The organism is Streptomyces daliensis, assembly GCF_054782395.1.
Genome location: NZ_BAAGSO010000125.1, coordinates 110,598 through 134,985 on the forward strand (window position 1 = coordinate 110,598; position 24,388 = coordinate 134,985).

General features: G+C 73.6%; 22 protein-coding genes. 17 read left to right on the forward strand and 5 right to left on the reverse strand.

Annotation, left to right across the window (positions count from 1 at the left end; genetic code table 11):
• The first annotated feature begins 68 nt into the window (after positions 1-68).
• The 6 genes from ACYVOO_RS36385 (at position 69) to ACYVOO_RS36410 (ending at position 6,693) form a co-directional block, all read left to right on the forward strand.
• Entirely contained in the window at positions 69-830 is a 762-nt protein-coding gene (locus ACYVOO_RS36385) for a class I SAM-dependent methyltransferase (protein WP_461020002.1), read from the forward strand.
• 75 nt (positions 831-905) lie between these two features.
• The gene (locus tag ACYVOO_RS36390; protein ID WP_461020003.1) at positions 906-1,739 is read left to right on the forward strand and encodes a M55 family metallopeptidase; all 834 of its coding nucleotides are present in this window, start codon (positions 906-908) and stop codon (positions 1,737-1,739) included.
• Entirely contained in the window at positions 1,732-3,171 is a 1,440-nt protein-coding gene (locus ACYVOO_RS36395) for a M20/M25/M40 family metallo-hydrolase (protein WP_461020004.1), read from the forward strand. The genes ACYVOO_RS36390 and ACYVOO_RS36395 overlap by 8 nt, the downstream gene beginning before the upstream one ends.
• Positions 3,172-3,194: 23 nt before the next feature.
• A complete protein-coding gene (locus ACYVOO_RS36400) occupies positions 3,195-5,216 on the forward strand; it encodes a S9 family peptidase (protein ID WP_461020005.1) in 2,022 nt (673 codons plus the stop codon).
• Complete coding sequence (locus ACYVOO_RS36405; protein WP_461020006.1) at positions 5,213-6,154, forward strand: S66 peptidase family protein; 942 nt, start codon at positions 5,213-5,215, stop codon at positions 6,152-6,154. The genes ACYVOO_RS36400 and ACYVOO_RS36405 overlap by 4 nt, the downstream gene beginning before the upstream one ends.
• Positions 6,151-6,693: a DinB family protein gene (locus tag ACYVOO_RS36410; protein WP_461020007.1), complete on the forward strand. Its 543-nt coding sequence runs from the start codon at positions 6,151-6,153 to the stop codon at positions 6,691-6,693. Before ACYVOO_RS36405 ends, ACYVOO_RS36410 begins: the two co-directional genes overlap by 4 nt.
• A 36-nt stretch (positions 6,694-6,729) precedes the next feature.
• Here ACYVOO_RS36410 and ACYVOO_RS36415 read toward each other — a convergent pair whose 3' ends face one another.
• Positions 6,730-7,704 (reverse strand): aminoglycoside phosphotransferase family protein, encoded by a 975-nt coding sequence (locus ACYVOO_RS36415; protein ID WP_461020008.1) that lies wholly within the window; start codon positions 7,702-7,704, stop codon positions 6,730-6,732.
• 155 nt (positions 7,705-7,859) lie between these two features.
• Between ACYVOO_RS36415 and ACYVOO_RS36420 the strand changes: the two genes are divergently transcribed.
• The 8 genes from ACYVOO_RS36420 (at position 7,860) to ACYVOO_RS36455 (ending at position 17,596) form a co-directional block, all read left to right on the forward strand.
• On the forward strand, positions 7,860-8,636 hold the full coding sequence (locus tag ACYVOO_RS36420; RefSeq protein ID WP_461020009.1) for a 4'-phosphopantetheinyl transferase family protein: 777 nt from the start codon (positions 7,860-7,862) through the stop codon (positions 8,634-8,636).
• Between the two features lie 228 nt (positions 8,637-8,864).
• Complete coding sequence (locus ACYVOO_RS36425) at positions 8,865-10,850, forward strand: DUF5107 domain-containing protein (protein ID WP_461020074.1); 1,986 nt, start codon at positions 8,865-8,867, stop codon at positions 10,848-10,850.
• Between the two features lie 553 nt (positions 10,851-11,403).
• Complete coding sequence (locus tag ACYVOO_RS36430; protein ID WP_453343653.1) at positions 11,404-12,165, forward strand: DeoR/GlpR family DNA-binding transcription regulator; 762 nt, start codon at positions 11,404-11,406, stop codon at positions 12,163-12,165.
• Between the two features lie 180 nt (positions 12,166-12,345).
• Entirely contained in the window at positions 12,346-13,713 is a 1,368-nt protein-coding gene (locus tag ACYVOO_RS36435; protein ID WP_461020010.1) for an ABC transporter substrate-binding protein, read from the forward strand.
• Complete coding sequence (locus tag ACYVOO_RS36440; RefSeq protein WP_461020011.1) at positions 13,710-14,666, forward strand: carbohydrate ABC transporter permease; 957 nt, start codon at positions 13,710-13,712, stop codon at positions 14,664-14,666. The genes ACYVOO_RS36435 and ACYVOO_RS36440 overlap by 4 nt, the downstream gene beginning before the upstream one ends.
• Positions 14,663-15,565, forward strand: coding sequence for a carbohydrate ABC transporter permease (locus tag ACYVOO_RS36445; RefSeq protein ID WP_461020012.1), 903 nt, complete (start codon positions 14,663-14,665; stop codon positions 15,563-15,565). Before ACYVOO_RS36440 ends, ACYVOO_RS36445 begins: the two co-directional genes overlap by 4 nt.
• Positions 15,562-16,551 (forward strand): zinc-dependent alcohol dehydrogenase family protein, encoded by a 990-nt coding sequence (locus ACYVOO_RS36450; RefSeq protein WP_461020013.1) that lies wholly within the window; start codon positions 15,562-15,564, stop codon positions 16,549-16,551. Before ACYVOO_RS36445 ends, ACYVOO_RS36450 begins: the two co-directional genes overlap by 4 nt.
• A gap of 121 nt (positions 16,552-16,672) precedes the next feature.
• Positions 16,673-17,596: an NADP-dependent oxidoreductase gene (locus tag ACYVOO_RS36455; RefSeq protein ID WP_461020014.1), complete on the forward strand. Its 924-nt coding sequence runs from the start codon at positions 16,673-16,675 to the stop codon at positions 17,594-17,596.
• A gap of 82 nt (positions 17,597-17,678) precedes the next feature.
• Here the strand turns inward: ACYVOO_RS36455 and ACYVOO_RS36460 are convergent, their stop codons facing one another.
• From ACYVOO_RS36460 to ACYVOO_RS36475, 4 genes are all read right to left on the reverse strand, one after another.
• Positions 17,679-18,035, reverse strand: coding sequence for a VOC family protein (locus ACYVOO_RS36460; RefSeq protein ID WP_453343659.1), 357 nt, complete (start codon positions 18,033-18,035; stop codon positions 17,679-17,681).
• 264 nt (positions 18,036-18,299) lie between these two features.
• Positions 18,300-19,112, reverse strand: coding sequence for a methyltransferase domain-containing protein (locus ACYVOO_RS36465; RefSeq protein WP_461020015.1), 813 nt, complete (start codon positions 19,110-19,112; stop codon positions 18,300-18,302).
• Between the two features lie 88 nt (positions 19,113-19,200).
• Positions 19,201-20,826 carry a phosphatase PAP2 family protein gene (locus ACYVOO_RS36470; protein ID WP_461020016.1) on the reverse strand — a complete coding sequence of 542 codons (1,626 nt, stop codon included), beginning with the start codon at positions 20,824-20,826 and terminating at the stop codon, positions 19,201-19,203.
• A gap of 128 nt (positions 20,827-20,954) precedes the next feature.
• Complete coding sequence (locus tag ACYVOO_RS36475; RefSeq protein WP_453343661.1) at positions 20,955-21,395, reverse strand: CBS domain-containing protein; 441 nt, start codon at positions 21,393-21,395, stop codon at positions 20,955-20,957.
• Between the two features lie 232 nt (positions 21,396-21,627).
• On the opposite strand from ACYVOO_RS36475, the gene ACYVOO_RS36480 reads away from it, so the two are divergent.
• The 3 genes from ACYVOO_RS36480 to ACYVOO_RS36490 all read left to right on the forward strand — a co-directional run bounded on the left by ACYVOO_RS36480 (position 21,628) and on the right by ACYVOO_RS36490 (position 24,265).
• A complete protein-coding gene (locus ACYVOO_RS36480; protein WP_461020017.1) occupies positions 21,628-21,852 on the forward strand; it encodes a DUF6158 family protein in 225 nt (74 codons plus the stop codon).
• Between the two features lie 230 nt (positions 21,853-22,082).
• Complete coding sequence (locus tag ACYVOO_RS36485) at positions 22,083-22,670, forward strand: phage holin family protein (RefSeq protein ID WP_461020018.1); 588 nt, start codon at positions 22,083-22,085, stop codon at positions 22,668-22,670.
• Between the two features lie 212 nt (positions 22,671-22,882).
• Positions 22,883-24,265 (forward strand): serpin family protein, encoded by a 1,383-nt coding sequence (locus tag ACYVOO_RS36490; RefSeq protein WP_461020019.1) that lies wholly within the window; start codon positions 22,883-22,885, stop codon positions 24,263-24,265.
• Positions 24,266-24,388 lie beyond the last annotated feature (123 nt).

Here is a 24,388-nt window from a genome sequence, read left to right on the forward strand (position 1 = left end):
GCCCGCTGCGTTCTCGAATGTTCAACCAACACAGGCTCGTTTTCCCACGCGCGCTCAGGGGGGCAGGGATGAACGCACTGACGGAGTACGCCGACGCCTGGGAGAGTTTCTGGCGGGACGCACCGCCCGGCGCGGGGGCCGTCCTGTGGGACGCGGCGCCCGAAGAGGTCGCGGCCCTGCACCTGCCCCTGCTGCTCTCGCACACCCCGGGCACGCTGCCCCTGGTCGACGTCGGCTGCGGCAACGGCACCCAGACCCGCTTCCTGGCGCGGCACTACGCGCGCGTGATCGGCGTGGACCTGTCGGGCACGGCGGTGGAGCGGGCGCGCGGGGAGACCGAGGGAACGGGGGGAGGGGCCTCCCAGGGGACGGCGGCCTCCCGGGGGACGGTGGAGTTCCGGCGGCTGGACGCCGCCGACCCGGCACCGGTGGGCAAGCTGAGCGAGGAGCTGGGGGACGCCGACGTCTATCTGCGGGGCGTGCTCCACCAGTGCGGGCCCGACGACCGCGCCCGCATCGCCGCGTCCGTCGCCACGCTCGTCGGACGCCATGGGCGCGCCCTGGTCGTGGAGCCCGCCAGGGCGGCGAAGGACGTCCTGCTGCGCCTGATGCGACGGGAGGAGGGGCCGCCGCCCGCGCTCGCCGCCGTCTTCTCGCACGGCATCGCGCCCGTCGGAATGGACGACGGCTCGGTGCCGGGACTGTTCCGTGCCGCCGGGCTGCGGGTGTTCGCCAGCGGGTCGCTGCCGCTCGTCCTGACGGTCCCGGGAGCCGACGGATCACCGGTCGCGCTGCCCGCCAACTGGCTGGTCGTTGGGCGGAACGGATGACGTGAAGAGGTCCATACCTCTGTAGTTATCCACAGGGCTGTCGTGGCCTGTGCCGACCGCGTAACGTTTCCGGGCATGAAGATCCTCATCAGCGCCGACATGGAGGGCGCCACAGGTGTGACCTGGCCTGCGGACGTGCTCCCCGGCACCCCGCAGTGGGAGCGCTGCCGCTCGATGTTCACCTCGGACGTGAGCGCGGCGGTGGCCGGTTTCTTCGACGCGGGCGCGGACGAGGTCCTCATCAACGAAGCGCACTGGAGCATGCGGAATCTGCTGCTGGAGCGCTTGGACGACAGGGCCCAGATGCTCACCGGCAGGCACAAGTCGCTCAGCATGGTCGAGGGCGTCCAGCACGGTGACGTGGACGGCATAGCGTTCGTCGGCTATCACACCGGCGCTGGCGACGAGGGCGTGCTCGCCCACACCTATCTCGCCAATTCGCTCACCGGCGTCTGGGTGGACGGCGTGCGCGCCAGCGAGGGCCTGCTCAATTCCCTCGTCGTCGCGGAGTACGGAGTGCCGGTCATCCTCGTCACCGGGGACGACCGCACCGTCGAGGACGCCAAGGGCTATGCCCCGGAAGCCCTCGGCGTCGCCGTGAAGGACTACGTCTCGCGGTACGCCGCGGTGTGCCGCACCCCGGGAAGAACCGCGGCCGACATCAGGGAAGCGGCGGGCAAGGCGCTGGCGCTGGCGGGCCGTACCACCCCGGCAGCCCCGCAGGAGCGCACCGTGGAGATGGAGTTCGACGCCGAGCACCTGGCCGGGGCCGCCACCGTGGTCCCCGGAGTGGAAAGGGCGGGGGAGCGCCGCGTGGCGTACACCTCGCCGGACATGTACGAGGGGATTCGCTGCTTCAAGGCGGTCACGACCGTCGTGTCGTCAGCGGTGGAGGAACAGTATGGCTGAGTGGGCCGGAAGCGCCGGAGGAGCGGCCAGGGCCGCGCGGGCAGCGGACGGGACGGAGGGCGCGGAAGAAGGGGAACACCTCGCGCACGCCGGTCCCGCCGTGCCCGCAGGGCACGTGGACCAGCGTGCGCTGGACGAGGTGGTCACCTACACCTCCGAGCTGATCCGTATCGACACCACCAACTACGGCGGCGGCCGGGGAGCCGAGCGCCCCGCCGCCGAGTACGTCGCCGAGCGGCTCGTGGAGGCGGGTCTCCAGCCGACCCTCCTGGAGAAGGCACCCGGCCGCACGAACGTCGTCGCCCGCGTCGAGGGCACCGATCCCGGGGCGGACGCGCTCCTCGTCCACGGCCACCTCGATGTCGTGCCCGCCGAACCCGCCGACTGGACCGTGCACCCCTTCTCCGGCGAGATCCGGGACGGCGTGGTCTGGGGCCGCGGCGCCATCGACATGAAGAACATGGACGCGATGGTCCTCTCCGTCGTCCGGGCCTGGGCGCGGGCCGGGGTGCGGCCCCGGCGCGACATCGTCCTCGCCTTCACCGCTGACGAGGAGGACAGCGCCGATTTCGGCTCTGGCTATCTCACCGACCAGCACAGCGCCCTCTTCGAAGGGTGCACGGAAGGCATCAGCGAGTCCGGCGCCTTCACCTTCCACGCGGGGGAGGGGATGCGGCTGTATCCCGTCGCCGCCGGAGAGCGCGGCACCGCCTGGCTGCGGCTCACCGCCAAGGGCAGGGCGGGGCACGGCTCGAAGGTGAACCGCGCCAACGCCATCAGCAGGCTCGCCGCCGCCGTCACCCGCATCGGCGAGCACGAGTGGCCCGTGCGGCTCACCCCCACCGTGCGCGCGGCGCTGACGGAGCTGTCCCTGCTCAACGGGCTGGGGGCGCCGGAGCTGGACGCGCCCGGCTTCGATGTCGACGCGCTGCTCGCCCGCCTGGGCCCGGCCGCCGCCCTGGTCGAGCCCACGGTGCGCAACAGCGCCAACCCGACCATGGTCGAGGCGGGTTACAAGGTCAACGTCATCCCGGGCAGTGCCACCGCCTATGTGGACGGGCGGATGCTTCCGGGCGGCGAGGAGGAGTTCCAGGAGACCCTGGACCGGCTCACGGGGCCCGATGTCTCGTGGGAGTTCCACCACCGGGAGGTCCCCCTCCAGGCGCCCGTGGACGCCCCCTCGTTCGCCGCGATGAAGGAGGCACTGGAGCACTTCGACCCGGACGCGCACGTCGTGCCGTACTGCATGTCGGGCGGCACCGACGCCAAGCAGTTCTCCCGGCTGGGCATCGCGGGGTACGGCTTCTCGCCGCTGCGGCTGCCGGAGGGCTTCGACTATCAGGCGCTCTTCCACGGAGTGGACGAGCGGGTGCCGGTGGACGCGCTCCACTTCGGAGTACGCGTCCTCGACCGCACACTGCTCGCCCTCTAGCTCTTCCAGGAGGCTGACACCCCATGGCCACCATCCAGGCCCCCTTCGGTAGCTGGCCGTCGCCCATCGACGCGCGGCTCGTCGCCGCGCACGACGGGCGGCCCGAGTATCTGGGCTCCGTCGGCGAGGAGGTGTGGTGGACCGAGCCCCGCCCCGAGGAGGGCGGCCGAAGGGCCCTGGTCCGGCTCGCCCCCTACGGCCAGGGCGGGCCCGCCTCGGTCCTGCCCGCGCCGTGGAACGTCCGCAACCGCGTCATCGAGTACGGCGGCCAGCCCTGGGCGGGCGCCCCCCGCACCGAGGGCGGGCCCCTCGTCGTCTTCACCCACTTCGGCGATCAGCGCCTCTACGCCTACGAACCCGACGCCCCCGGCGCGGCCCCCGTGCCGCTCACCCCGCTCTCGGCCGTGGTGGAGGACGGACTGCGCTGGTGCGATCCCGTCGTGCTGCCCGAGCGGGGCGAAGTGTGGTGCGTCATGGAGGAGTTCACGGGACCGGGCCCCACGGAACTGCGGCGCGCCCTCGTGGCCGTGCCCCTGGACGGATCGGCGGCGGACGACCGCTCGCGCGTCCGCGAACTGCACGGGGACGGCAGCCGCTTCGTGACAGGGCCTCGCCTGTCGCCCGACGGGCGGCACGTCGCCTGGATCGCCTGGGACCACCCGGCGATGCCCTGGGACGGCACCGAGGTCAAGGCGGCGCTGGTGACCGAGGCGGGCGAGTTCACCGGGGTGTGCACCGTCGCGGGAGGCCCCGAGGAGTCGGTGCCGCAGATCGAGTGGGCTGCCGACGGCGCGCTGCTCTACGCCTCGGACGCGAGCGGCTGGTGGAACCTCCAGCGCCTGGAACCCGACGCGTGGCAGCGCGGGCCCGCCTCGGGGACGGCCCTGTGCCCGAGGGAGGAGGAGTTCGCCGCGGGGCTGTGGCGGATAGGCCAGAAGTGGTTCCAGCCGCTGCCGAGCGGACTCATCGCCACCCTGCACGGCCGCGGCTCCATGACGCTCGGCATCCTGGACCCCGAGACGGGCGATCTCGTGGACGCGCCGGGCCCCTGGACCGAATGGGGGCCGACGCTGGCCGTCACCGGCACCCGCGTCACCGGCGTCGCCGCCAGCCCCCGCACGGCGTACGAGATCGTCGAACTCGACACCTGCACGGGCCACAGCCTCGTCGTCGCCTCCCGGCACGAGGACGCGGTCGATCCGGCCTACTACCCCGAACCGCTGATCCGCACCTTCGCCGGGCCCGAAGGCCGCGACATCCACGCCCACCTCTATCCGCCCCACCACCCCGAGCGCACGGCGGCCGAGGGCGAGCTTCCGCCGTACGTGGTCTGGGCACACGGCGGCCCGACGAGCCGCGCCCCCCTCGTCCTCGATCTGGAGATCGCCTATTTCACCTCGCGCGGCATCGGCGTCGCCGAGGTCAACTACGGCGGCTCGACGGGCTACGGCAGGGAGTACCGCAACAGACTGCGCGAGCAGTGGGGCGTGGTCGACGTCGAGGACTGCGCCGCCGTCGCCCGCACCCTGGCCGAGGAGGGCACCGCCGACCCCCGGCGGCTCGCCATCCGCGGCGGCAGCGCGGGCGGCTGGACCAGCGCCGCATCCCTGACCTCCCCGGCCGCCGCCGGGCTCTACGCCTGCGGCACCATCACGTACCCCATCCTCGATCTGGCGGGCTGGGCCACCGGCGAGACCCACGACTTCGAATCGCAGTACCTGGAGTCGCTGGTGGGCCCGCTCGCCGACTACCCGGGCCGGTACCACGAGCGCTCGCCGATCAACCACGCCCAGCGCATCTCCGCGCCCTTCCTGCTGCTCCAGGGCCTGGACGACGTGATCTGCCCGCCCGTCCAGTGCGAACGGTTCCTGGAGAAGGTGGACGGGCGCGCCGTCCGGCACGCCTACATCGCCTTCGAGGGCGAGGGGCACGGGTTCCGGCGCGCGGAGACCATCGTGCGCGCGGTCGAGGCCGAACTCTCCCTGTACGCGCAGACCTTCGGGATCCCCCGCGAGGACGTGCCCACGGTGGAGCTGAGCAAATGACCGTCGCCCTCGGCTCCCTCGCCAGGCCGCGCAGGCTGCGCCCCGGCGACCGCGTGGCCCTCGTCGCGCCCAGCGGGCCCGTGCCCCGCGAGCGGCTGGAGGCGGGCGTGGAACTGCTCACCGAGTGGGGCCTGGAGCCGGTCGTCATGCCCCATGTGCGCGACAGGCACCCGGAGTGCGACTATCTCGCGGGCACGGACGCCGACCGCGCCCGCGACGTCCAGGACGCCTGGTGCGATCCCTCGCTGACCGCCGTCCTGGCGGCCCGCGGCGGCTACGGCACCCAGCGCGTCCTCGATCTGCTGGACTGGGAGGCGCTGCGCGCCGCGGGGCCCAAGCTGTTCGTCGGGTACAGCGATCTGACCGTCCTGCACGAGGCCCTGGCCCTGCGCCTGGGCCTGGCCTCCCTCCACGCGCCCATGACGGCCACCGCCTCCTTCCTCAAGGACCAGGCCACCCAGGACCACCTGCGGCGCACCCTCTTCGAGCCGGAGACGATGCGCGAGGTGGGCCCGGGACCCGCCACCCGCACCCTGGTCCCTGGCCGGGCGCGCGGCATCACCCTCGGGGGCAACCTCTCCCTGCTTGCCGCCGAGCGCGGCACCCCGAACGCGCGCCCGTCGGCCGCCGGAGGGATCGTGCTCCTGGAGGACGTGGACCAGCCCCCGTACAGCCTGGACCGGATGCTGACGCAACTGCTGCGCTCGGGCTGGCTGGAAGGCGTCGCGGGCATCGCGCTCGGCTCCTGGACCGGGTGCGGGCCGCCGGAGGAGGTGCGCGCGGTACTGCGGGAGCGGCTGGCGCCGCTGGGCGTCCCCGTCGTGGAGGAGCTGGGCTTCGGCCACGGCCCCTCCACCCTGTCGCTGCCGCTGGGCGTCCCCGCCGTCCTGGACGCCGATGCCCGCACCCTGACGTACGACGCGCCGGGCCTGCTGTGACCGGACCCGTGATCCCGCCGCTGCCGCCGGGCGAGCCCGAGCCCACCGTCGCGGACCCGCACGCCCTCCTGTCCGGCTATCTCGACTACCACCGTGCCGCGCTGCTGCGGAAGCTCGACGGACTGTCCGAGGACGAGCTGCGCGGCAGCCGGCTGCCGTCCGGGTGGGCGCCCCTGGAACTGCTGCGGCACCTGACCTACGTCGAACGCCGCTGGCTGTCCTGGGGGTTCGCTGCTGAGCCCGTGCCGGACCCATGGGGCGATCACGCGGGCGGGGAAGCGGACGGGCGGTGGTACATCCCGGAGGGGACGACCACCGAGGAGGTGTTCACCGCCTTCCACGAACAGTGCGCGCGCTCGCGGAACGTGGTGGCGGGGGTGCCGCTGGGCACGCGTGCGCGGACCGGGGGCCGCTTCCCCGACGGGGAACGGGCGCCGTCGCTGGCCTGGATCCTCTTCCACCTGCTCCAGGAGTACGGGCGCCACCTCGGCCATCTCGACGTCGCGCGGGAGCTGGCCGACGGCAGCACGGGGGAGTGACGGGCCTTGACGGGAGGGGGCCGGGAGGGGGCCGGGTCAGAGCCCGGCCACGTCCGCCAGGATCCGGGCCTGGCGCATCATGCGGACGCTGCCGGAGAGGTCGTCGTCCTCGTCCACGGACCACAGGACGTACTCGACGTGCCGGGCCACCGTCCAAGCGCGTACGCGGTCCACGTCCAGGCCCAGCTCGTCGGCGATCAGCGCGGTGCGGCGGGCCAGCACCCGGTGCGGCTCTGGATGCGCGAACGGGTCGTCGACCTGTTCCAGCAGCGGCCACGGATCGAAGGCCGGGTCGCCCCTCATCGGCTTGGTGTCGATGGCCAGCCACGGGCTGCGACGGGCCGCGAGGAGGTTGCCGGGGTTGAAGTCGCCGTGCACGATCACCTCGCGCCCCGCCGTCGCGGGCAGTTCCCGCAGCAGCCCGGCCGCCGTCGTGAACAGCCCGCTGTCCAGTTCGGCGGGCCACACGCGCCGCGCCGCGCGCTCCTCGGCCAGCCCGGCCCACTCGGCCGTCACGTCGGCCACGCGCTTCATACGGGACACGGTCCCGGGCGCGGCCCCAGGCGCGGCGGCCTCCCACAGCTCGCGCAGCACGGCGGCGGCCTGGCGCAGCCGGTCCTCGGCGGGCAGATGCCCGCTCCGGCCCAGCTCCGTGCCCGGCTCGCACCGCTCCAGCAGCAGCGCGTAGTGCCCGGCGTCCGCCGCGTACACCCGCACGGCGCCCCGCCCGTCCCACAGCCGCAGCGCCTCGCCCTCGTGCTCGGCCTCGGGGTGCGGCCACGTCACCTTGAGGACGGCGCTGCCGCCGTCCGCCGTGCGCGCGGGGGCGGCCCAGGAGCAACTGCCCCCGTGGAACGGCGCGCCCAGCTCCACTTCCCACCGCAGCGCCAGCTCGCGGATGAGCCCCGGCAGTCGGGCCAGCCACTCCCGGCCGCTCGCGTGGCGCCGCATCGTGGTCACGACGGGGAGGGAGTCGGGGATCAGCGGTGCGGTGGCCCAGGACGGCGGCACGGGCGGGCGCTCCTCTTCGGCGGCGGGCGGCGGGCGGCGGGGACAGTGGGGCTCTGTGAGGTCCGCGAGGGCTGTGGGGCCGACGGGAGACCACGAGGGGTGCCGGTATAGCACGAGGCGATCCGCGGACGCCTCCGAGTTGTTACGTTCGGCGCATGCCGCCGTCCATGCCCGTGCCCACGCCGCCGCCCACACCACCGTCGCCCGCGCCCGGGCCCGGAGCCCGGCCCGCGCCCGGGGCCGCGCCCCCGCCCGGCACCGTCGAGTTCAGCCTCCTGCGTGTCTCCGAGTACGCCGCCGAAGCCGCCCGTGACGAGGCGCTGCTCTCGGAGGCGGAGCGTTCCCGCGCCGCGGCGTTCGTACGGGAGGCGGACCGCGACCGCTACCGCGTCGCGCATGTCGCCCTGCGCCGCGAACTCGCCGCGCGCCTCGGCGGGGACCCCGCCGCTCTCGAACTGACCCGCGCCGACTGCCCCGTGTGCGGCGGGCCGCACGGACGGCCCTCGGTCCCCGGCGACCCGCTCCACTTCTCGCTCTCCCACGCCGGTGACGTGGTGCTGCTCGGCTTCGCCGCCACCCCCGTCGGCGTGGACGTGGAGGAGCATCCGCGGGCCGTCGCCGTGGCCGAGCTGATCCCCACCCTCCACCCGCGCGAGCGCGACGAGTGCCTCGCGCTCCCCGAGGCGCGGCGCCCGGAGGCGTTCGCGCGCTGCTGGACCCGCAAGGAGGCGTATCTCAAGGGCACCGGGACCGGCCTCGCTGAGGCGCCGTCCGTCAGCTACGTCGGCACGGGCGAGGACCCTGGTGTCCTCCCGGGCTGGCGGCTCGACGACATCGACGCGCCCCCCGGCTACGCCGCCGCCTCGGCCCTCGCCCTCCGAGAGGGGAACGGCCCGGACGGTACGGGTTGCACGGACGGTACGGGGGCGTAACCGCGCGGTCAGGAGGGCCGCTCCGGCCCGCGACGGCACCGCCGCCTGAGCCGCCCGCGAACCGGTCCCGCACCGGCCCCGCGCCGGCCCCGCACCCGGCCCGCACCCGGCCCGCCGGAGCCGCAAGCGTGCCCGGAACAGGGGCTGTTCAAGCCGTAGCGGACCGTGTTCCATGGTCATCGGGGGTCCCGGCTGGCGGCGGCGCCCGTGAACGAGAGCGAGGACGCCGTGGCCACGACCGTACGACGCAGCACCCTCACCCTTCCCGCCGCGCCCCTCGGCCAGGAGAACCCGCTTCCCGCGCTCGTGCCGCTCGACGAGGCGCACACCGTCGAGGACCGCGACCGCGCCGCGCTGCCCCCCGACATGGCGCGCCAGGTCGGCTACGAGCCGCTGCGCACCGTACTGCCCACCCGGCTGCTGGACGGCTATGGACGCAAGCGCGTCCCGACGGACCTCGACACGCTGGTGATCGAGAACGACCGGCTGCGGGCGACGGTGCTGCCCGGTCTCGGCGGGCGGATCCACTCCCTCCACCACAAGCCCACCGGGCGCGAACTGCTCTACTCCAACCCTGTGTTCCAGCCCGCCTGCTTCGCGCTCAACGGCGCGTGGTTCTCCGGCGGCGTCGAGTGGAACATCGGCGCGACGGGGCACACCACGCTCTCCTGCGCGCCCGTGCACGCAGCGCGCGTCCCCGCGCCCGACGGGAGCGGCGAGATGCTGCGCCTGTGGGAGTGGGAGCGGCTGCGCGACACCCCGTTCCAGGTCGATCTGTGGCTGCCGGACGGATCGGACTTCCTCCACGTCGGCGTCCGTATCCGCAATCCCCACGACCGCCCGGTGCCCGTCTACTGGTGGTCCAACATCGCCGTACCGGAGGACGAGCGCACCCGCGTGCTCGTCCCGGCCGAGGAGACCTGGTACTTCGCGTACGAGGGCAGGCTGCGCAACGTCCCCGTCCCCGAGTGGGAGGGGGTGGACCGCACATATCCCGCGCGCGGGGACTTCCCCGCCGACTACTTCTACGAGGTGCCGCGCGCCGCCAGGAAGTGGATCGCGGCACTCGACGGGGAGGGTCGCGGCCTCGTGCAGACCTCGACCGACCTGCTCAGCGGCCGGAAGCTGTTCGTGTGGGGCCGAGGGCCCGGCGGGCGGCGCTGGCAGCAGTGGCTGACGAAGCCCGGCACACCGGGGTACGCGGAGATCCAGGCGGGGCTCGCGCGCACGCAACTGGAGCACGTGGCGCTGCCCGCCGGGGAGGAGTTCGCGTGGCTGGAGGCGTACGGACCGCTGGCCGCCGATCCCGGCACCGTGCACGGCGCCGACTGGGCCGCGGCGCGCGCCCACACGGCGGACCGGCTGGAGTCGGCGCTGCCCCGCGCGGACGTCGAGGCGGCGTTCGCCGCCTGGCGCCCGTACGCGGACACCGAGCCCGAGGGGCCGCGCCTGGCGACGGGTTCAGGATGGGGCGCGCTGGAGGCCGCGCGCGGCGGCCACCACCTGCCAGGCACGCCCTTCGACGCGGACACGCTGGGACCCGACCAGGAGCCCTGGACCGAGCTGCTGCGCACGGGCGTACTGCCCGCGCCAGCGAAGGTGCTGCCGCCGGGCCCTGCACCCGTCTCGCGCGAGTGGCGCGAACTGCTGGAGGCGGCGCAGCCGACGGCGCCCGCGGGAACGGAGCTGGACTACCACCTGGGGGTGGCGCAGTGGGCCGCCGGTGACCGTTCGCAGGCGGTACGCAGTTGGGAGCGGGCCCTCACCCACGACGACGACTGGCCCGCGCTGCGCTGCCTCGCCGTCGCCGATCTCCAGGAGGGCAACACCGTACGGGCCGCGCAGCGCTATCTCGCCGCCTTCCAGGACGCGCGGGAGGAGAGCCGCGAGGGCGGCCCGTGGACGGCGGCGATGGCCGCGCTCGGCCGGGAGACGGTCGAGGCGTTGCTGGCCGCGGGGCTCGCCGACGAGGCGGCGGCCGTACTGGAGGGGCTGCGCCCCGGCATCAGGGAGCGGGGGCGCTTCCGGCTCCTGCACGCGCGGGTGCTGCTCGCGCGGGGTGACCGAGAGGGGGCGCGGGCGGTGTTCGACCACGGCTTCGAGGTGGCCGACCTCCGCGAGGGCGACGAGGTGCTCAGCGACACCTGGGCCGCGCTGACCGACGAACCGCTGCCCGCACGCTACGACTTCCGGATGCGCCCGGCCCGGGACTGACCGGGGCCCTGCCCTCGCCCGCCCCGGGGCCGGGACGCCCGCGTACTGGCCCCCGGTGGCCCCGGACTGCCCGCAGGCCGGTCCGCCCTGCCCGCGACTGCCCGCATCCGCCCGGCCCCGCGCCCGTCTGCCCGCGCCGTGCCCGTCGGCGCCGGAATCCCGCCCGACGACGCCCGGACCGCCTCCGCCCCGCTCCTGGCCACCCTCGCGGAACGGACTCCGTATCCGGGGCTGACCGTTCGGGCATCCGGAACGTCGCGGAACACATGCCCCACCCGCACCGGAAGTGCCCGTACGGACTCCGTCGGCCCGCCGCCCGAAGCCGCGCGGACGCTGAACGGGCGCCTCCATGCACCGGAACGGGCACCAAGAGAGGGGTCACGGACCAGGATTCCGCAGGTGCGACGCGTAGTCGAAGCACGGGGAAACGGGCGGAGACGGTCATGATCCGCCTCGTGACGAACCTGGCCCGGATGTTCGAGGGCCTGTACAACTCTCCACACGGGCCCGAACGGGCACCCGGGTGACCGAACGGAGAGGGAGCGCGTACGCCATGAGCGCGGAGGAACGTCAGCGGGAGATCGTCGGGGCGGCCCGTCGCACGGGCTCCGTCGACGTGGCCCAACTCGCCGCCGAACTGGGCGTGGCCAAGGAGACGGTCCGCCGTGACCTGCGCGTCCTGGAGTCGCACGGGCTGCTGCGCCGTACCCACGGCGGCGCCTATCCCGTGGAGAGCGCGGGCTTCGAGACGACGCTCGCCTTCCGTACCACCATGCACGTCCCCGAGAAGCGGCGGATCGCCGCCGCCTGCGCCGAGATGCTCGGCGAGGCGGAGACGGTCTTCATCGACGAGGGCTTCACCCCCCAGCTCATCGCCGAGGCACTGCCGCAGGACCGTCAGCTCACCGTCGTCACCGCATCCCTGGCGGCGGCGGGGGCCCTCGCGTCGGCCGAGAAGGTCACCGTGCTGCTCCTCGGCGGGCGGGTGCGCGGCGGGACACTGGCCACCGTCGAGCACTGGACGACGAAGATGCTCGCCGGGTTCGTCATCGACCTCGCCTTCATCGGGGCCAACGGCATCTCCCGCGACCACGGTCTGACCACGCCCGACCCGGCCGTCAGCGAGGTCAAGGCGCAGGCCATCCGCGCCTCGCGGCGGCGGGTCTTCGCGGGCATGCACACCAAGTTCGGCGCGGTGAGCTTCTGCCGGTTCGCCGAGGTCGGCGACTTTGAAGCCATCATCACCTCGACCGGGCTGCCCGCCTCCGAGGCCCACCGCTACTCGCTCCAGGGGCCGCAGGTGATCCGCGTCTGACACGGGCCACGGCCCGCCCCCTTCCCCCTCGCGGAGCACCCCGAAGCACCCGGAACACCCCGCTCCGGCCCCCACCGGACCGCCTCACCCCCACTGGAACGCCACACCGGAACGCCCCACCCCGCACGCCCTCCGGCGCCTCCCCGCGCCCGCTATATCCCGATACGACCAGGAGCCCCCATGCGCAGTCGCAGTCAGCGCCGACACCGGACGCGCGCAGCCATCGGCATAGGCACGGCGACAGCGCTGCTGTCCGCCTGTGCCGGAGCCGGCAGCCTCGGCACAGGCGGCGACACCATCAACATCCTGATGGTGAACAACCCGCAGATGGTCGAGCTTCAGAAGCTCACCGCCAAGCACTTCACCAAAGAGACGGGCATCAAGGTGAAGTTCACGACGCTGCCCGAGAACGACGTCCGCGACAAGATCGGCCAGGACTTCGCGAACCAGGCGGGCCAGTACGACGCCGCCACGATCAGCAACTACGAGGCGCCGATCTACGCGAAGAACGAGTGGCTGGAGCCGCTCGACAGGTACACGAAGAAGGACAAGGCGTTCGACCAGGAGGACATCCTCCCCTCGCTGCGCGAGTCGCTGACCGGCGAGGACGGCAAGATGTACGCGCAGCCCTTCTACGGCGAGTCCTCCTTCCTCATGTACCGCAAGGACGTCTTCGAGGAAAAGGGCCTCAAGATGCCCGCCAAACCGACCTGGCACGAGGTCGCCGACCTGGCGGCGAAGGCGGACGGCGCCGAGAAGGGCATGAAGGGCATCTGTCTGCGCGGGCTCCCCGGCTGGGGCGAGATGATCGCCCCGCTGACCTCCATGGTGAACACCTTCGGCGGCACCTGGTTCGACAAGGACTACAAGGCCAAGCTCACCGACCCCGGCTTCCGCAAGGCCACCGAGTTCTACGTCAAGCTGGTCCGCGAGCACGGCGAGGCCGGAGCCGCGCAGTCCGGCTACGCCGAGTGCCTGAACAACATGACGCAGGGCAAGTCGGCCATGTGGTACGACGCGACGGCGGGCGCGGGCTCCCTGGAGGCCGCCAAGTCCCCCGTCAAGGGCAAGATCGGCTACGTGCCGGCGCCGACCGTCAAGACCGAGTCCTCCGGCTGGCTCTACACCTGGGCCTGGGGCCTCCAGAAGGCGTCCCGCAACAAGGACAAGACCTGGAAGTTCATCTCCTGGGCGTCCAGCAAGGAGTACGAGCGGCTGGTCGGCGAGGAGTTCGGCTGGGCCAACGTGCCCGCCGGGAAGCGCGCCTCCACCTACGACATCCCGCAGTACAAGAAGACGGCGGGCGCCTTCGGCGAGGTCACCCGCAAGGCCATCACCGAGGCCGACCCGCGCGACCCCGGCGTGCAGGAGCGCCCCACGATCGGCATCCAGTTCGTTGACATCCCCGAGTTCTCCGACCTGGGCACCAAGGTCTCGCAGGAGCTGAGCGCGGCCATCGCGGGACGCCAGTCCGTGGACACCGCGCTGAAGAAGTCGCAGCAGCTCGCCGAAGAGATCTCCGAGGACTACGAGGGACGAGGACGATGACCACCGCGACGACGACGCCGCCCAGCACGCCCGTACCACCACCCACCCGCCCCGCGCCCCCGCAGCCGCCCGGCAAGCTGAAGGCGTGGGTGACCCGCGCGCCCCTGCTGCCCGCGCTGGTCTTCATGATCATCGTCACCCAGCTCCCCATGGTGGCGACGCTGGTGATCTCCTTCTTCGACTGGAACGCCCTCTACCCCGAGGCCCGCACCTTCGACTGGTTCGCCAACTACGCCGAGGTGCTCGGCGACGACGCGCTGCGCAAGTCCGTGTTCACCACGATCGTGCTGACCGTCGTGGTGGTCCTCGTCAGCCTCGTCCTCGGGCTGCTGCTCGCCCTGCTGCTCGACCGCACCTTCAAGGGCCGCGGCATCGTCCGCACGCTGCTCATCGCGCCCTTCCTCGTGGTGCCCGTGGCCGCCGCGCTGCTGTGGAAGCACGTGCTCTACAACCCCGAGTACGGCCTCTTCAACGGTGTCCTCCACTGGATCTTCGGCGACGGCGCGGCCCAGCCCGACTGGGTCGCCGAGATGCCGCTCGGCGCGGTGGAAGCCTCGCTGATCTGGCAGTGGACGCCGTTCATGATGCTGATCCTGCTCGCGGGCCTCCAGAGCCGCCCGTCCGACGCCATCGAGGCGGCCCGGATCGACGGCGCCGACGCCTGGCAGATCTTCCGCTACATCACGTTCCCGCACCTGCGCCGCTATCTGGAACTGGGCGGCCTGCTCGGCACGATCTACATCGTGCAGAACTTCGACGCCGTCTTCACCATCACCTCCGGCGGCCTCGGCACCGCCAACCTGCCGTACACGATCTACCAGACCTTCTACCAGGGACACGAGTACGGACTGGCCTCCGCCGCCGGCGTGCTGGTCGTGATCGGCTCCCTCATCATCGCCACCGTCGCCCTGCGGGTGGTCTCGTCCCTCTTCCGCGAGGAGGCACGCGCATGAGCGCCGTCGACAGCGTCCCCACGACCGCACCCAAGAAGTCCGCCGCCAAGGTGGACCCGAACACCCAGCCCCGCAGCGTGCGCAGGCGCAACGCCGCGCTCGGGCTGCTCGCCTGGATCATCGGCATACTCTTCGCCCTGCCGATCCTGTGGATGATCCTGACCTCGTTCCACTCCGAGGGCGACGCCGCCACCAACCCGCCGTCCCTGACGGCCCCGCTCACCCTGGACAGCTACCGCGAGTTCTTCGGCGCGGGCGGCGGCGCCAGCCCCTGGTTCGCGCTCGCCAACTCGCTGACCGCCTCGCTGGTGTCCACCGCGCTGGTCCTGGTGCTCGCGCTGCCCGCCGCGTTCGCGCTGTCGATCCGGCCCGTGCGCAAGTGGACCGACGTGATGTTCTTCTTCCTCTCGACGAAGATGCTGCCGATCGTCGCGGGCATCCTGCCGATCTATCTCTTCGCCAAGAACACCGGCATGCTGGACAACATCTGGCTCCTGGTCATCCTCTACACCTCGATGAACCTGCCGATCGCCGTGTGGATGATGCAGTCCTTCCTCGCCGAGGTTCCCACCGCGCTGATCGAGGCCGCGCAGATCGACGGCGCGAGGCTGCCCGTCATCCTCGCGCGCGTCATCGCCCCGATCGCCGCCCCAGGCATCGCCGCCACCGCGCTGATCTGCTTCATCTTCAGCTGGAACGAGATGCTTTTCGCCCGGGTTCTGACCGGCGTCGTCGCGCAGACCGCGCCCGTCTTCCTGACCGGCTTCATCACCAGCCAGGGCCTCTTCCTGGCCAAGGTGTGCGCCGCGTCTCTCGTGATCTCCCTGCCGGTTCTCGCCGCGGGGTTCGCCGCCCAGGACAAGCTGGTCCAGGGCCTGTCTCTAGGAGCCGTGAAATGAAGGCCGCACTCGTCGAGTCCGTCGGCAAGGTATCCCTCACGACCGTGCCCGACCCCACCCCGGGGCCCCGCGACGTCGTGGTGAGGGTGGCGGCGTGCGGGCTGTGCGGGACCGATCTGCACATCCTTCAGGGCGAGTTCGCGCCCTCGCTGCCCCTGGTCCCCGGGCACGAGTTCGCGGGTGAGGTCGTCGCGCTGGGCAGCCAGGTGACGGAGCTGGCCGAGGGCGACCGGGTCGCCGTCGATCCCTCGCTCTACTGCCACGAGTGCCGCTACTGCCGCCAGGGCCACAACAACATGTGCGACCGCTGGGCCGCCATCGGCGTCACCACGGCGGGCGGCGCCGCTGAGTACGCCGTCGCGCCCGTCGCCAACTGTGTGAAGCTGCCCGAGCACGTGCGCACCCAGGACGCGGCCCTCATCGAGCCGCTGTCCTGCGCCGTGCGCGGCTACGACGTCCTCAAGAGCCAGCTCGGCTCCCACGTCCTGATCTACGGCTCCGGGACGATGGGCCTGATGATGCTGGAGCTGGCCAAGCGGACGGGCGCCGCGAGCGTCGAGGTCCTGGACCTCAACCCCGACCGCCTGGAGACCGCCAGGCTGCTGGGCTGCTCGGGCGCGGCTGCGACGGCCGAGGAGCTGGACCGGCCGCAGGGCTGGGACCTCGTCGTCGACGCGACGGGCAACGCCGCCGCCATCCAGGACGGCCTGGGCCGCGTCGCCAAGGCGGGCACCTTCCTCCAGTTCGGCGTCTCGGACTACGCGACGACGGCGACGATCGAGCCGTACAAGATCTACAACCAGGAGATCACCATCACCGGCTCGATGGCCGTCCTGCACAGCTACGAGCGGGCCGCCGAGCTGTTCGCCGGTGGCGTGCTCGACCCGGACGTCTTCATCAGCGACCGCATGTCGCTGGACGACTACCCGGCCGCGCTGGAACGTTTCTCCGAGGGGAAGGGCAGGAAGATCGTCGTCGTCCCCTGACCGGCCGCGCGCCGGGCCCAGGCCCGGTTCCCGGCACGCCCCTGCCCCGGGTGGCCCCATGTGCGGGGCCGAACGGGGGAGTGGGCGGAATGTGTGCGTCCGGTCCGCCGTTGTGCCGTGCATGAAGGCAATCGCACTAGAGCAGTACGGCGGCCCCGACGCGCTCCGCCTCACCGAACTCCCCGACCCGAAGGTCGCACCCGGCGAAGTCCTCATCAGGGTGCGCGCTGCCGGGGTGAACCCGGTGGACTGGAAGCTCGCCGCCGGGTATCTCGACCCGCTCATGGAGGTGGGCTTCCCGCTCGTCCCCGGCTGGGACGTGTCCGGGACCGTGGAGCGGGTGGGCCTCGACGCGGGAGAGTTCTCCGTCGGCGACGAGGTCGTCGGATACGTACGCAAGGACTGGGCGCAGAAGGGCACCTACGCCGAGCTCGTCTCCGCGCATGTGCGCATGCTCGCGCCCAAGCCCGCCTCGCTGAGCTGGACGGAGGCGGCCGGGCTGCCGCTCGCCGGGCTCACCGCGCTCCAGTCGCTGCGGCGGCTGGACGTGGGCGCGGGCGACACGGTGCTCGTGCACGCGGCGGCGGGCGGCGTCGGCTCCCTCGCCACCCAGATCGCGGTCGCCTGGGGCGCCCGCGTCATCGGCACCGCGAGCGAGCGCAACCACGACTTCCTGCGCGGCCTCGGCGCCGAGCCCGTCACCTACGGGGACGGGCTGGCCGGGCGCGTGCGCGAGCTGGCACCCGACGGGGTGGACGCCGCGCTCGACTTCGTCGGCGGCGACGCCGTCGAGGTCTCCCAGCAGGTGGTGACCAAGCCCGAGCGGGTCGCGTCCATCGCCGACTCCGACGCGCCCTCGAAGGGCGCGCACTACGTGTGGGTCCGCCCCGACGGCGCCGGGCTCGCCGAACTGGGCGCCCTCGCCGACGCGGGCAAGCTCACCGTCAACGTGGACCGCGTGCTGCCCCTGGCCGAGGCCGCCGAGGCGTGGCACCTCAGCCAGGCGGGCCGCACGCGCGGCAAGCTGGTGCTGGAGGTGAAGTGACGGGTCGGCGGGCCTGACGGGACGACAGGGCGACGGGGCCGTACCGCGATACGGATACGGCCCCGTCACCGTGCGGGTCGTGTCAGGCCGCGCCCTCCTGGCGGTCCACGTACTCGAAGACGCTGCCGTCGGGGTGCCTGGCCAGCAGATTGCGGCCGATCGGCGTGGGTTTCGGGCCCGCGATGATCTCGGCGCCCACGGCCCGCAGGTCCGCCACCGCCTCGTCGACGTCCTTCACCGCGAGCGTGGCCACGATCTTGCGCAGCACTTCGAGGTGCCCTTCAGGGCCGCTCATCAAGAAGAAGGGCCCGACCGCCGCGACCGCGACGGGCCCCTGCTGGAAGCGCACCGCTTCGGCGTTCGCCAGTCTCTCGTACACCGGCACCGCGCTGTCCAGATCGTCGACGCAGACACGCAGTGAGGTTCCCAGAATGTCCATGGGAGCGAGCCTAGGGGGTGTCTTCCACGTAGCGTCGTCCGGCCGTTAGGCCGGGGGCTGCCGGGGGCACCTCCCAGCGGTAGCTGGGGGAGTCTGGTGCGTGCAATCGCAAGGCGGAGGGAGGAAAGCGCAGGGGGTACCTCCCGCCCGCAGGGCCTGGGGGAGGGCTGCGCTGACGACCGACAACGTCGCGAGTGTGCGTGCCAGGCGTCGCAGCCCAGACGGGACGTTGAAGACACCCCCTAGTTGGGACATGCGCGCACGTCAGGCCCGGCAGAGGATCTCTCCGTTCGGGACGAAGAAGACGGCGTCCTCGTGCGCCCCCCACTCCCGCCAGGCCGCCGCCGCTTCCTCCAGTTCCTCCCGCGACGCGTGGCCGCCCGCGAGCGCGGTGTCGGCGTAGGAGGAGGCGACCGTGCGGTCCGCCCACAGGCCGCTCCACCACGCGCGCTCCGGCTCCGTGCGGTAGTGCCAGAGCGAGCCGGACGCGGTGATGTCGGTGAAGCCCGCCTCCCTGGCCCACGCGTGCAGGTGGCGACCCGCGTCCGGCTCCCCGCCGTTGGCGCGCGCGACCCGTCGGTACAGCTCCTGCCACCGGTCGAGCCCTGGCACGCGCGGGTACCAGAACATGCCCGCGTAGTCCGCGTCCCGTACCGCGACATAGCCGGTCGGCTTGCACACCCGGCGCATCTCGCGCAGCGCCCGCACCGGGTCGCCGACGTGCTGGAGCGTCTGGTGCGCGTGGACGACGCAGAAGGTGTCGTCCGGGTGGTCCAGCGCGTGGACGTCGGCCGTCGCGAACGTCATGTTCGTCAGGCCCCGCGCCGCCGCCGTCTCCCGGGCCCGCTCCAGCACGCCCGGCGCCGCGTCGACGGCCGTGACATGCCCTTCGGGCACGAGCGCGGCGAGGTCGGCCGAGATCGTGCCGGGGCCGCAGCCCACGTCCAGGATCCGCATATGGGGCTTGAGCGACCCCAGCAGATACGCGGCGGAGTTCTCCGCCGTGCGCCATTCGTGCGAGCGCAGGACGGACTCGTGATGGCCGTGCGTGTAGACGGCGGTCTCTTGGTCTGCCATGACGGCACCGTACGCCCGCGTCTTGGTATGTGAGCAAGAGTGTTTCGCTATATGGACACGCTCGTTGTGCGGACACCCTCTTCGGTGGTCAGCCGGGCATCGGGCGGTAGACGACGAGGGCCTCGCGCTCCTTGTCCAGCAGCAACTGGCCGGGCGCCTCGGCGACTTCACCGTCGTACGCCAGATGCGTCCCCTCCGGGAGCCCCGTGACGAGCAGGCTGCGCAGCTTCGCCGAGCTGCGCCGCGAGCGCCTGCCCAGCGCGCCCGCGACGGCCGCCGACAGCAGGCGGGTACGCGCGAACCTGCCGCCGCGCACCGTCCGTACGTCCAGCAGTCCGTCGGCCAGATCGTGCCGCCGTACGGGCGCGAGCCCGACGCCCCGGTAGGTGCAGTTGCCCACGAACATCAGCCACAGCGGCCGCTGCCGCCCCGCGACCCCGGCCTCCACCGGGCGCGAGGTGCGCAGCACGTGCCAGGCGGCCAGCACCCCGGCTGCCCTGGAACCCATCAGCGGCGCCCAGCGTTCGCGCAGCCGCACCAGTTCCGGGTACGAGCCGAGGCTGAAGGTGTTCACGAAGTACCCGGAGGGTCCCTCGCCCGGCCCGCCGTCAGGGCCGACGGGCGCGAAGCGGCCCAGGTCGACCGCCACGGCCTCGCCCGAGGTCACGGCCCGCGCGGTGTGGTCGGCCGACTCGATGCCGAGGTCGTAGGCGAAGTGGTTGCGGGTGCCGCCGGGCAGCACCGCGAGCGGCAGCCCGTGCCGGGTCGCCACCGTGGCCGCCGCGTTCACGGAACCGTCCCCGCCGTGCACGCCCAGCGCGCCGCCGAGGGCCAGCGCGCGCTGTGCCGCCTCCTCCAGCACGTCGCGGAGTGCGCCGTCCCGAGGCCCGTACGCGACGACTTCGGCGCGCGGTAACACGCTCTGCACCTCGGCGGTCGCCGGGTCCTCGGCCGCCATGTCCTCGGCCACCGGGACCCGCGCGTCGCCGCCCGCGTCCTGCTGCGCCGCGTCGTCCGCTTCGGGGGCGGTCGCCGTGCGTCCAGAGGGGCCCGAGGACGCGTTGGTGACGATGACGAGCCCCTTGCCCTCGCGCAGCGCGGGCGCCTCGGCCACCGGGCGCGCCGTGGGCGGGAGCTGGGAGTGGGTGGGCGCCACGCCCCGTACGGCGAAGGCGGCGCCGAAGCCCAGCGCGGCACCCGCGAGCACGTCGCTCGGATAGTGCACACCCGTGTAGACCCGCGAGAAGGCCACCGAAGCGGCGACCGGCGCGACCACCGCGCCCCAGCGCCGGGACTCCAGCGCCACACCCGTCGCGAAGGCCGCGGCCGACGCCGAGTGCCCGGAGGGGAACGAGGTCGTGATCGGCTGCCGCCGTAGCTGACGAACGAGGGGCACCCCCTCCAGCAGCGGCCGGGCGCGGCGCACCGAGCGCTTGCCCAGGGTGTTGACGGTCGCCGACGCGACGGCCAGCGAGGCGATGCCGCGGGCCGCGCAGCGGCGGGCGCGCGGGCTGCCGCTCGCGGCGATCCCGGCGGCGACGGCGAACCACAGCCGCCCGTGGTTCGCGCTCCGGCTGAGGCGGGGAAGCACGTCCTCGGCGCCCGGCCAGTGCCGCGTGGCCACGAGCCGGAACGCGGCACGGTCCACCTCGCGCCAGGTGCGCCAGTGGAGGCCCTTCCGCCAGAGCGGGGCCCAGGCGCGAGGGGGCCGCACGGTTCCGGGGGAGTGGGGGTCGGGGTACAGGCCGGAGTACAGGAGGCCGGACGGTTCCCGCCCGGCGGGGGCGCTCGGCTCGGGGTGTCCCCGTCCGGGGCGGCGCGGCCCGGACAGGCCCTGCCCGGTCAGGCCGGTACCCCGTTCTCGCCGCCGCGCGGCTCGGCGCGGCTGATGTCGGCGAGCACCGCGCCCGCGTCCCGCACCCCGGCCAGGTCGCCGATGGTGACGAAGCCCAGCGGGCGGCCGTTCTCGACGACGGGCAGCCTGCGCACCGCGTGACTGCGCATCAGATCGACGGCCGTGCTCACGTCCTCGTCCGGCGCGACCGTCACCGGCTCGGGCGTGCACACCGAGCGGCAGCTCACGGTCAGCGGGTCGGCGCCGTCGGCCACGGCGCGCAGGGCGATGTCCCGGTCGGTGATGAGCCCGAGCAGCCGCCCGGCCTCGGTCACCAGGACGTCCCCGATGTCCTGCGCGCGCATGAGCTGTGCGGCCTCGACCAGTGAGGCGTCGGGCCGCACCGAGGTGGCGGCCGGGGTCATGACGTCCCTTACCAACTCTGCCATCGCTCCTGCCTTAGCTCTTCCGGCGTACGGGATTCGGGCGGGTACCCGGTCCGTGCGGGGCTACGCCTGGGGGTGGGGGCTCAGGGGGCGGAGGGCTCGGGGCGCTGATCCCTTTCCGTGACGGATCCGGTTCCGTGTCTCCCTCGGTGGACGGCGTGGAACGGGTACCCGTGGCCCCCGTACACGAGACGGGGCCCGGAGCGAGGACGAGGACGAGGAAGGGACGAGAACGATGACCGGAGTCGACCCGGGTGAGTTGTCGGACGCGCAGCTCATCAAGGAACTGGAGACGATCCACCGCACCCGCCACGACACCCTGCTGCACGGCTCGGCCGACGCGCTGGTCGCGCACAGCACCCGTACGGCCGAGCTGGAGGGCGAGTACCTGCGCCGCAACCCCCTGCGCGTCGTGTCCTCCGGGCGCACCCGCGAGGGCGCGCGGGCACGGGAGGCGTGAGCGTGTGAGGCGTGAGCGTGTGAGGGGGCGAACACCGGCGCGTGGCGCGTTTGTTCTGTGACGGGTGGGGCACCCGGGGCGTGGCCGAGAGCGAGAGCGGCCCGGCCTTTGTGGGAGAGCTTCGGGCGCGGGGAATCAGGGACCCCGCGCCCGAAGCGTGTGCGCGGGCACCGGCCGCTGGGCACCGGGTGCCCAAGGGTTGGCTGGCTTCGAACGGGTACTCGGGCCGCATGACTGACAAAGCGATCTATCCCAGGGCGGGCACGTCCCGCGCCGCCGCCTCGGCCGCTGAACTCTCCGAGCCGGTGGCACGGGTAGTCCGCGAACAGTTCCACGCCATCGAGGAAGAGCTGCGCGAGGAGATACGGGCGCAGGCGTTCCGGCGTACGGTCCGGCTGAACGGCGGAGCCGCCGCCTCGGCCCTCTATGGCGGAGCCGCGCTGGCCATCGCGATCGCGCTGGTGCTGGCACTCGTACTCCCCGGCTGGGCGGCCTTCCTCATCGTCGCGGCGGCCCTGTTCGCGCTCGCCTACGCGCTGCGTTCCGCGGCGCGCGGTGACAGGCCCGGCGCGGGTGACGGTGTGTCACGGGCCTCGCGTACCTCGCGCGACGGGGCCGGAGACGCGACGGGCACGGCGGCGGACGCCACCGGCGCGGCGACCACGGCGGCCCCCGCACCGCCCACCACGCCCACGCCCGGCGCGGTCGCCCCGCCCGGCGCGGTTCCGCCGCCGGGCAGCGGCGTGCCGCCCGCGCCGACGACACCCCCGCCCGTGCCTACGGAGACCGACCCCGAGACTCCGCACCACAGGGCGTGACGACGGCCCGTCCACGGCGCGGTGGTGACGCCGCGACCGCAGACGAGGGCCGACCGGTGCGAGACGGGACGCGCCGGTCGGTCCTCTTCCCGTCCCTTCGCCGGTGTCCGGCGCCGCCCTCCGCGCATGCGTCCGTACGCCCGTCCGTATGCTCGGACCGCCGCCGACGGAACGGCGGCCATGGCAGGCAACGGCGAGCAACGGGGCGGTACATGACGGGGACGGACCACGGCACGGTCGGCGGCACGGGACGGGCGGGCCCTGACCCCCGCGTGCCGTATGCGATGGCACCCGACCACGGCGCGACGGTGCGCGCGGTCAACGCGCTGACCGCGCGCTGGGCCCGGCACGCCCTCCGCGACGAGGGCACCGTCTTCACCGCCGCCGGACTGTGGCCGCTGCTCGCCTCGCTCACGGCGGGGGCACACGGGCCCGCGCGCGCCGAACTCGCGCACGCGCTGGGCACGCACACGGACACGTACGGGGCTGACCCGGCCGCCGTACCTGCCACGACCGCTCCCGTCGCTCCCGCCGACTCGCGGGCCCTCGACCTCGCTGCCCGCGAGGCGGCCCGCCGCTCACGCGACCTCGTCGCCCAGCTGCGCGGCATCCCCGGCGTGGACGCGGCCCTCGGCCTGTGGACACGGGACGTGCTGGCACTGGAACCGGAGTGGGCGGGCGCGCTGCCGCCCCTCGCGCACGGCGAACTCACCGGGGACGCCGAGGCGGACCGCGCGCGGCTCGACGACTGGGCCTCGTCGAACACCGGCGGGCAGATCCCGGCCATGCCCGTCGAGATCGCACCGGACACGCTGCTCGTGCTGGCGAGCGCGCTCACCGTGCGCACGCGCTGGGCCAGGCCGTTCGAGCCCGGCTGGGGCGGGATGGTGCCCGAGAGCGGGCCGTGGGCCGGGCGGCGGCTCGCCGACATGTTCCGGGTGGGCACGGACCTGGACGAGATCGCCGTCGCCACCACCCCGGCGGGCGCCGTCACCCGGTTCCGCGTCGAGGGCGAGGACGAGGTGGACGTCCACCTGCTGCTCGGGGAGCCGGAAGCGGAACCGGCCTCGGTGCTCGCCGCCGGCGCGGTCATGCCCGCGCGGGCGCCGTGGATCGTGCCGGGCCCTGAGCTGCCGTACGGGGAGGCGGGGCCCGGCGTCACCGTCAGCGAGACGACCGGCTGGGACGAGACGCCGAAGCTGTCCGTGCGGACGGTGCCGTTCACGGTGTCGGACACGCACGACCTGCTGCGGGAACCGGAACCGTTCGGCCTCTCCCACGCGGGCGACCTCGGCGCGCCGACGGGGCACTTCGCCGGCGTCAGCCGCTCCTTCCCGCTGGCCCTCGGCTCGGCGCGGCAGTCGGTCACGGCCTCGTTCACGGCGGAGGGCTTCTACGCGGCGGCTGTCACGGCCATGGCGGCCTCGGCCGCTGGCGTACCGCAGGCGCGGGCCAGGCTGGTCCACGCGCGCTTCGACCGGCCCTTCGGCTTCCTGGCCGTGCACCGCCCGACGGGCCTGGTCCTCGTCGCGGGCTGGGTCACCGACCCCGACCCGGCCCCCGAAGCCAGCGCCCCGCCGCCGATGCCGCGCTGACGCCGAGGCCGACGCCGTCGTGCTGACGGGGTGCCGCCGCCCCGGCTCTCGGGTACAGCGGCTCGCTGGCCATGCCGGTGCAGGCGTGCTGGCGGGGTGTGGTTGGCGCGGCTCCCGAATACG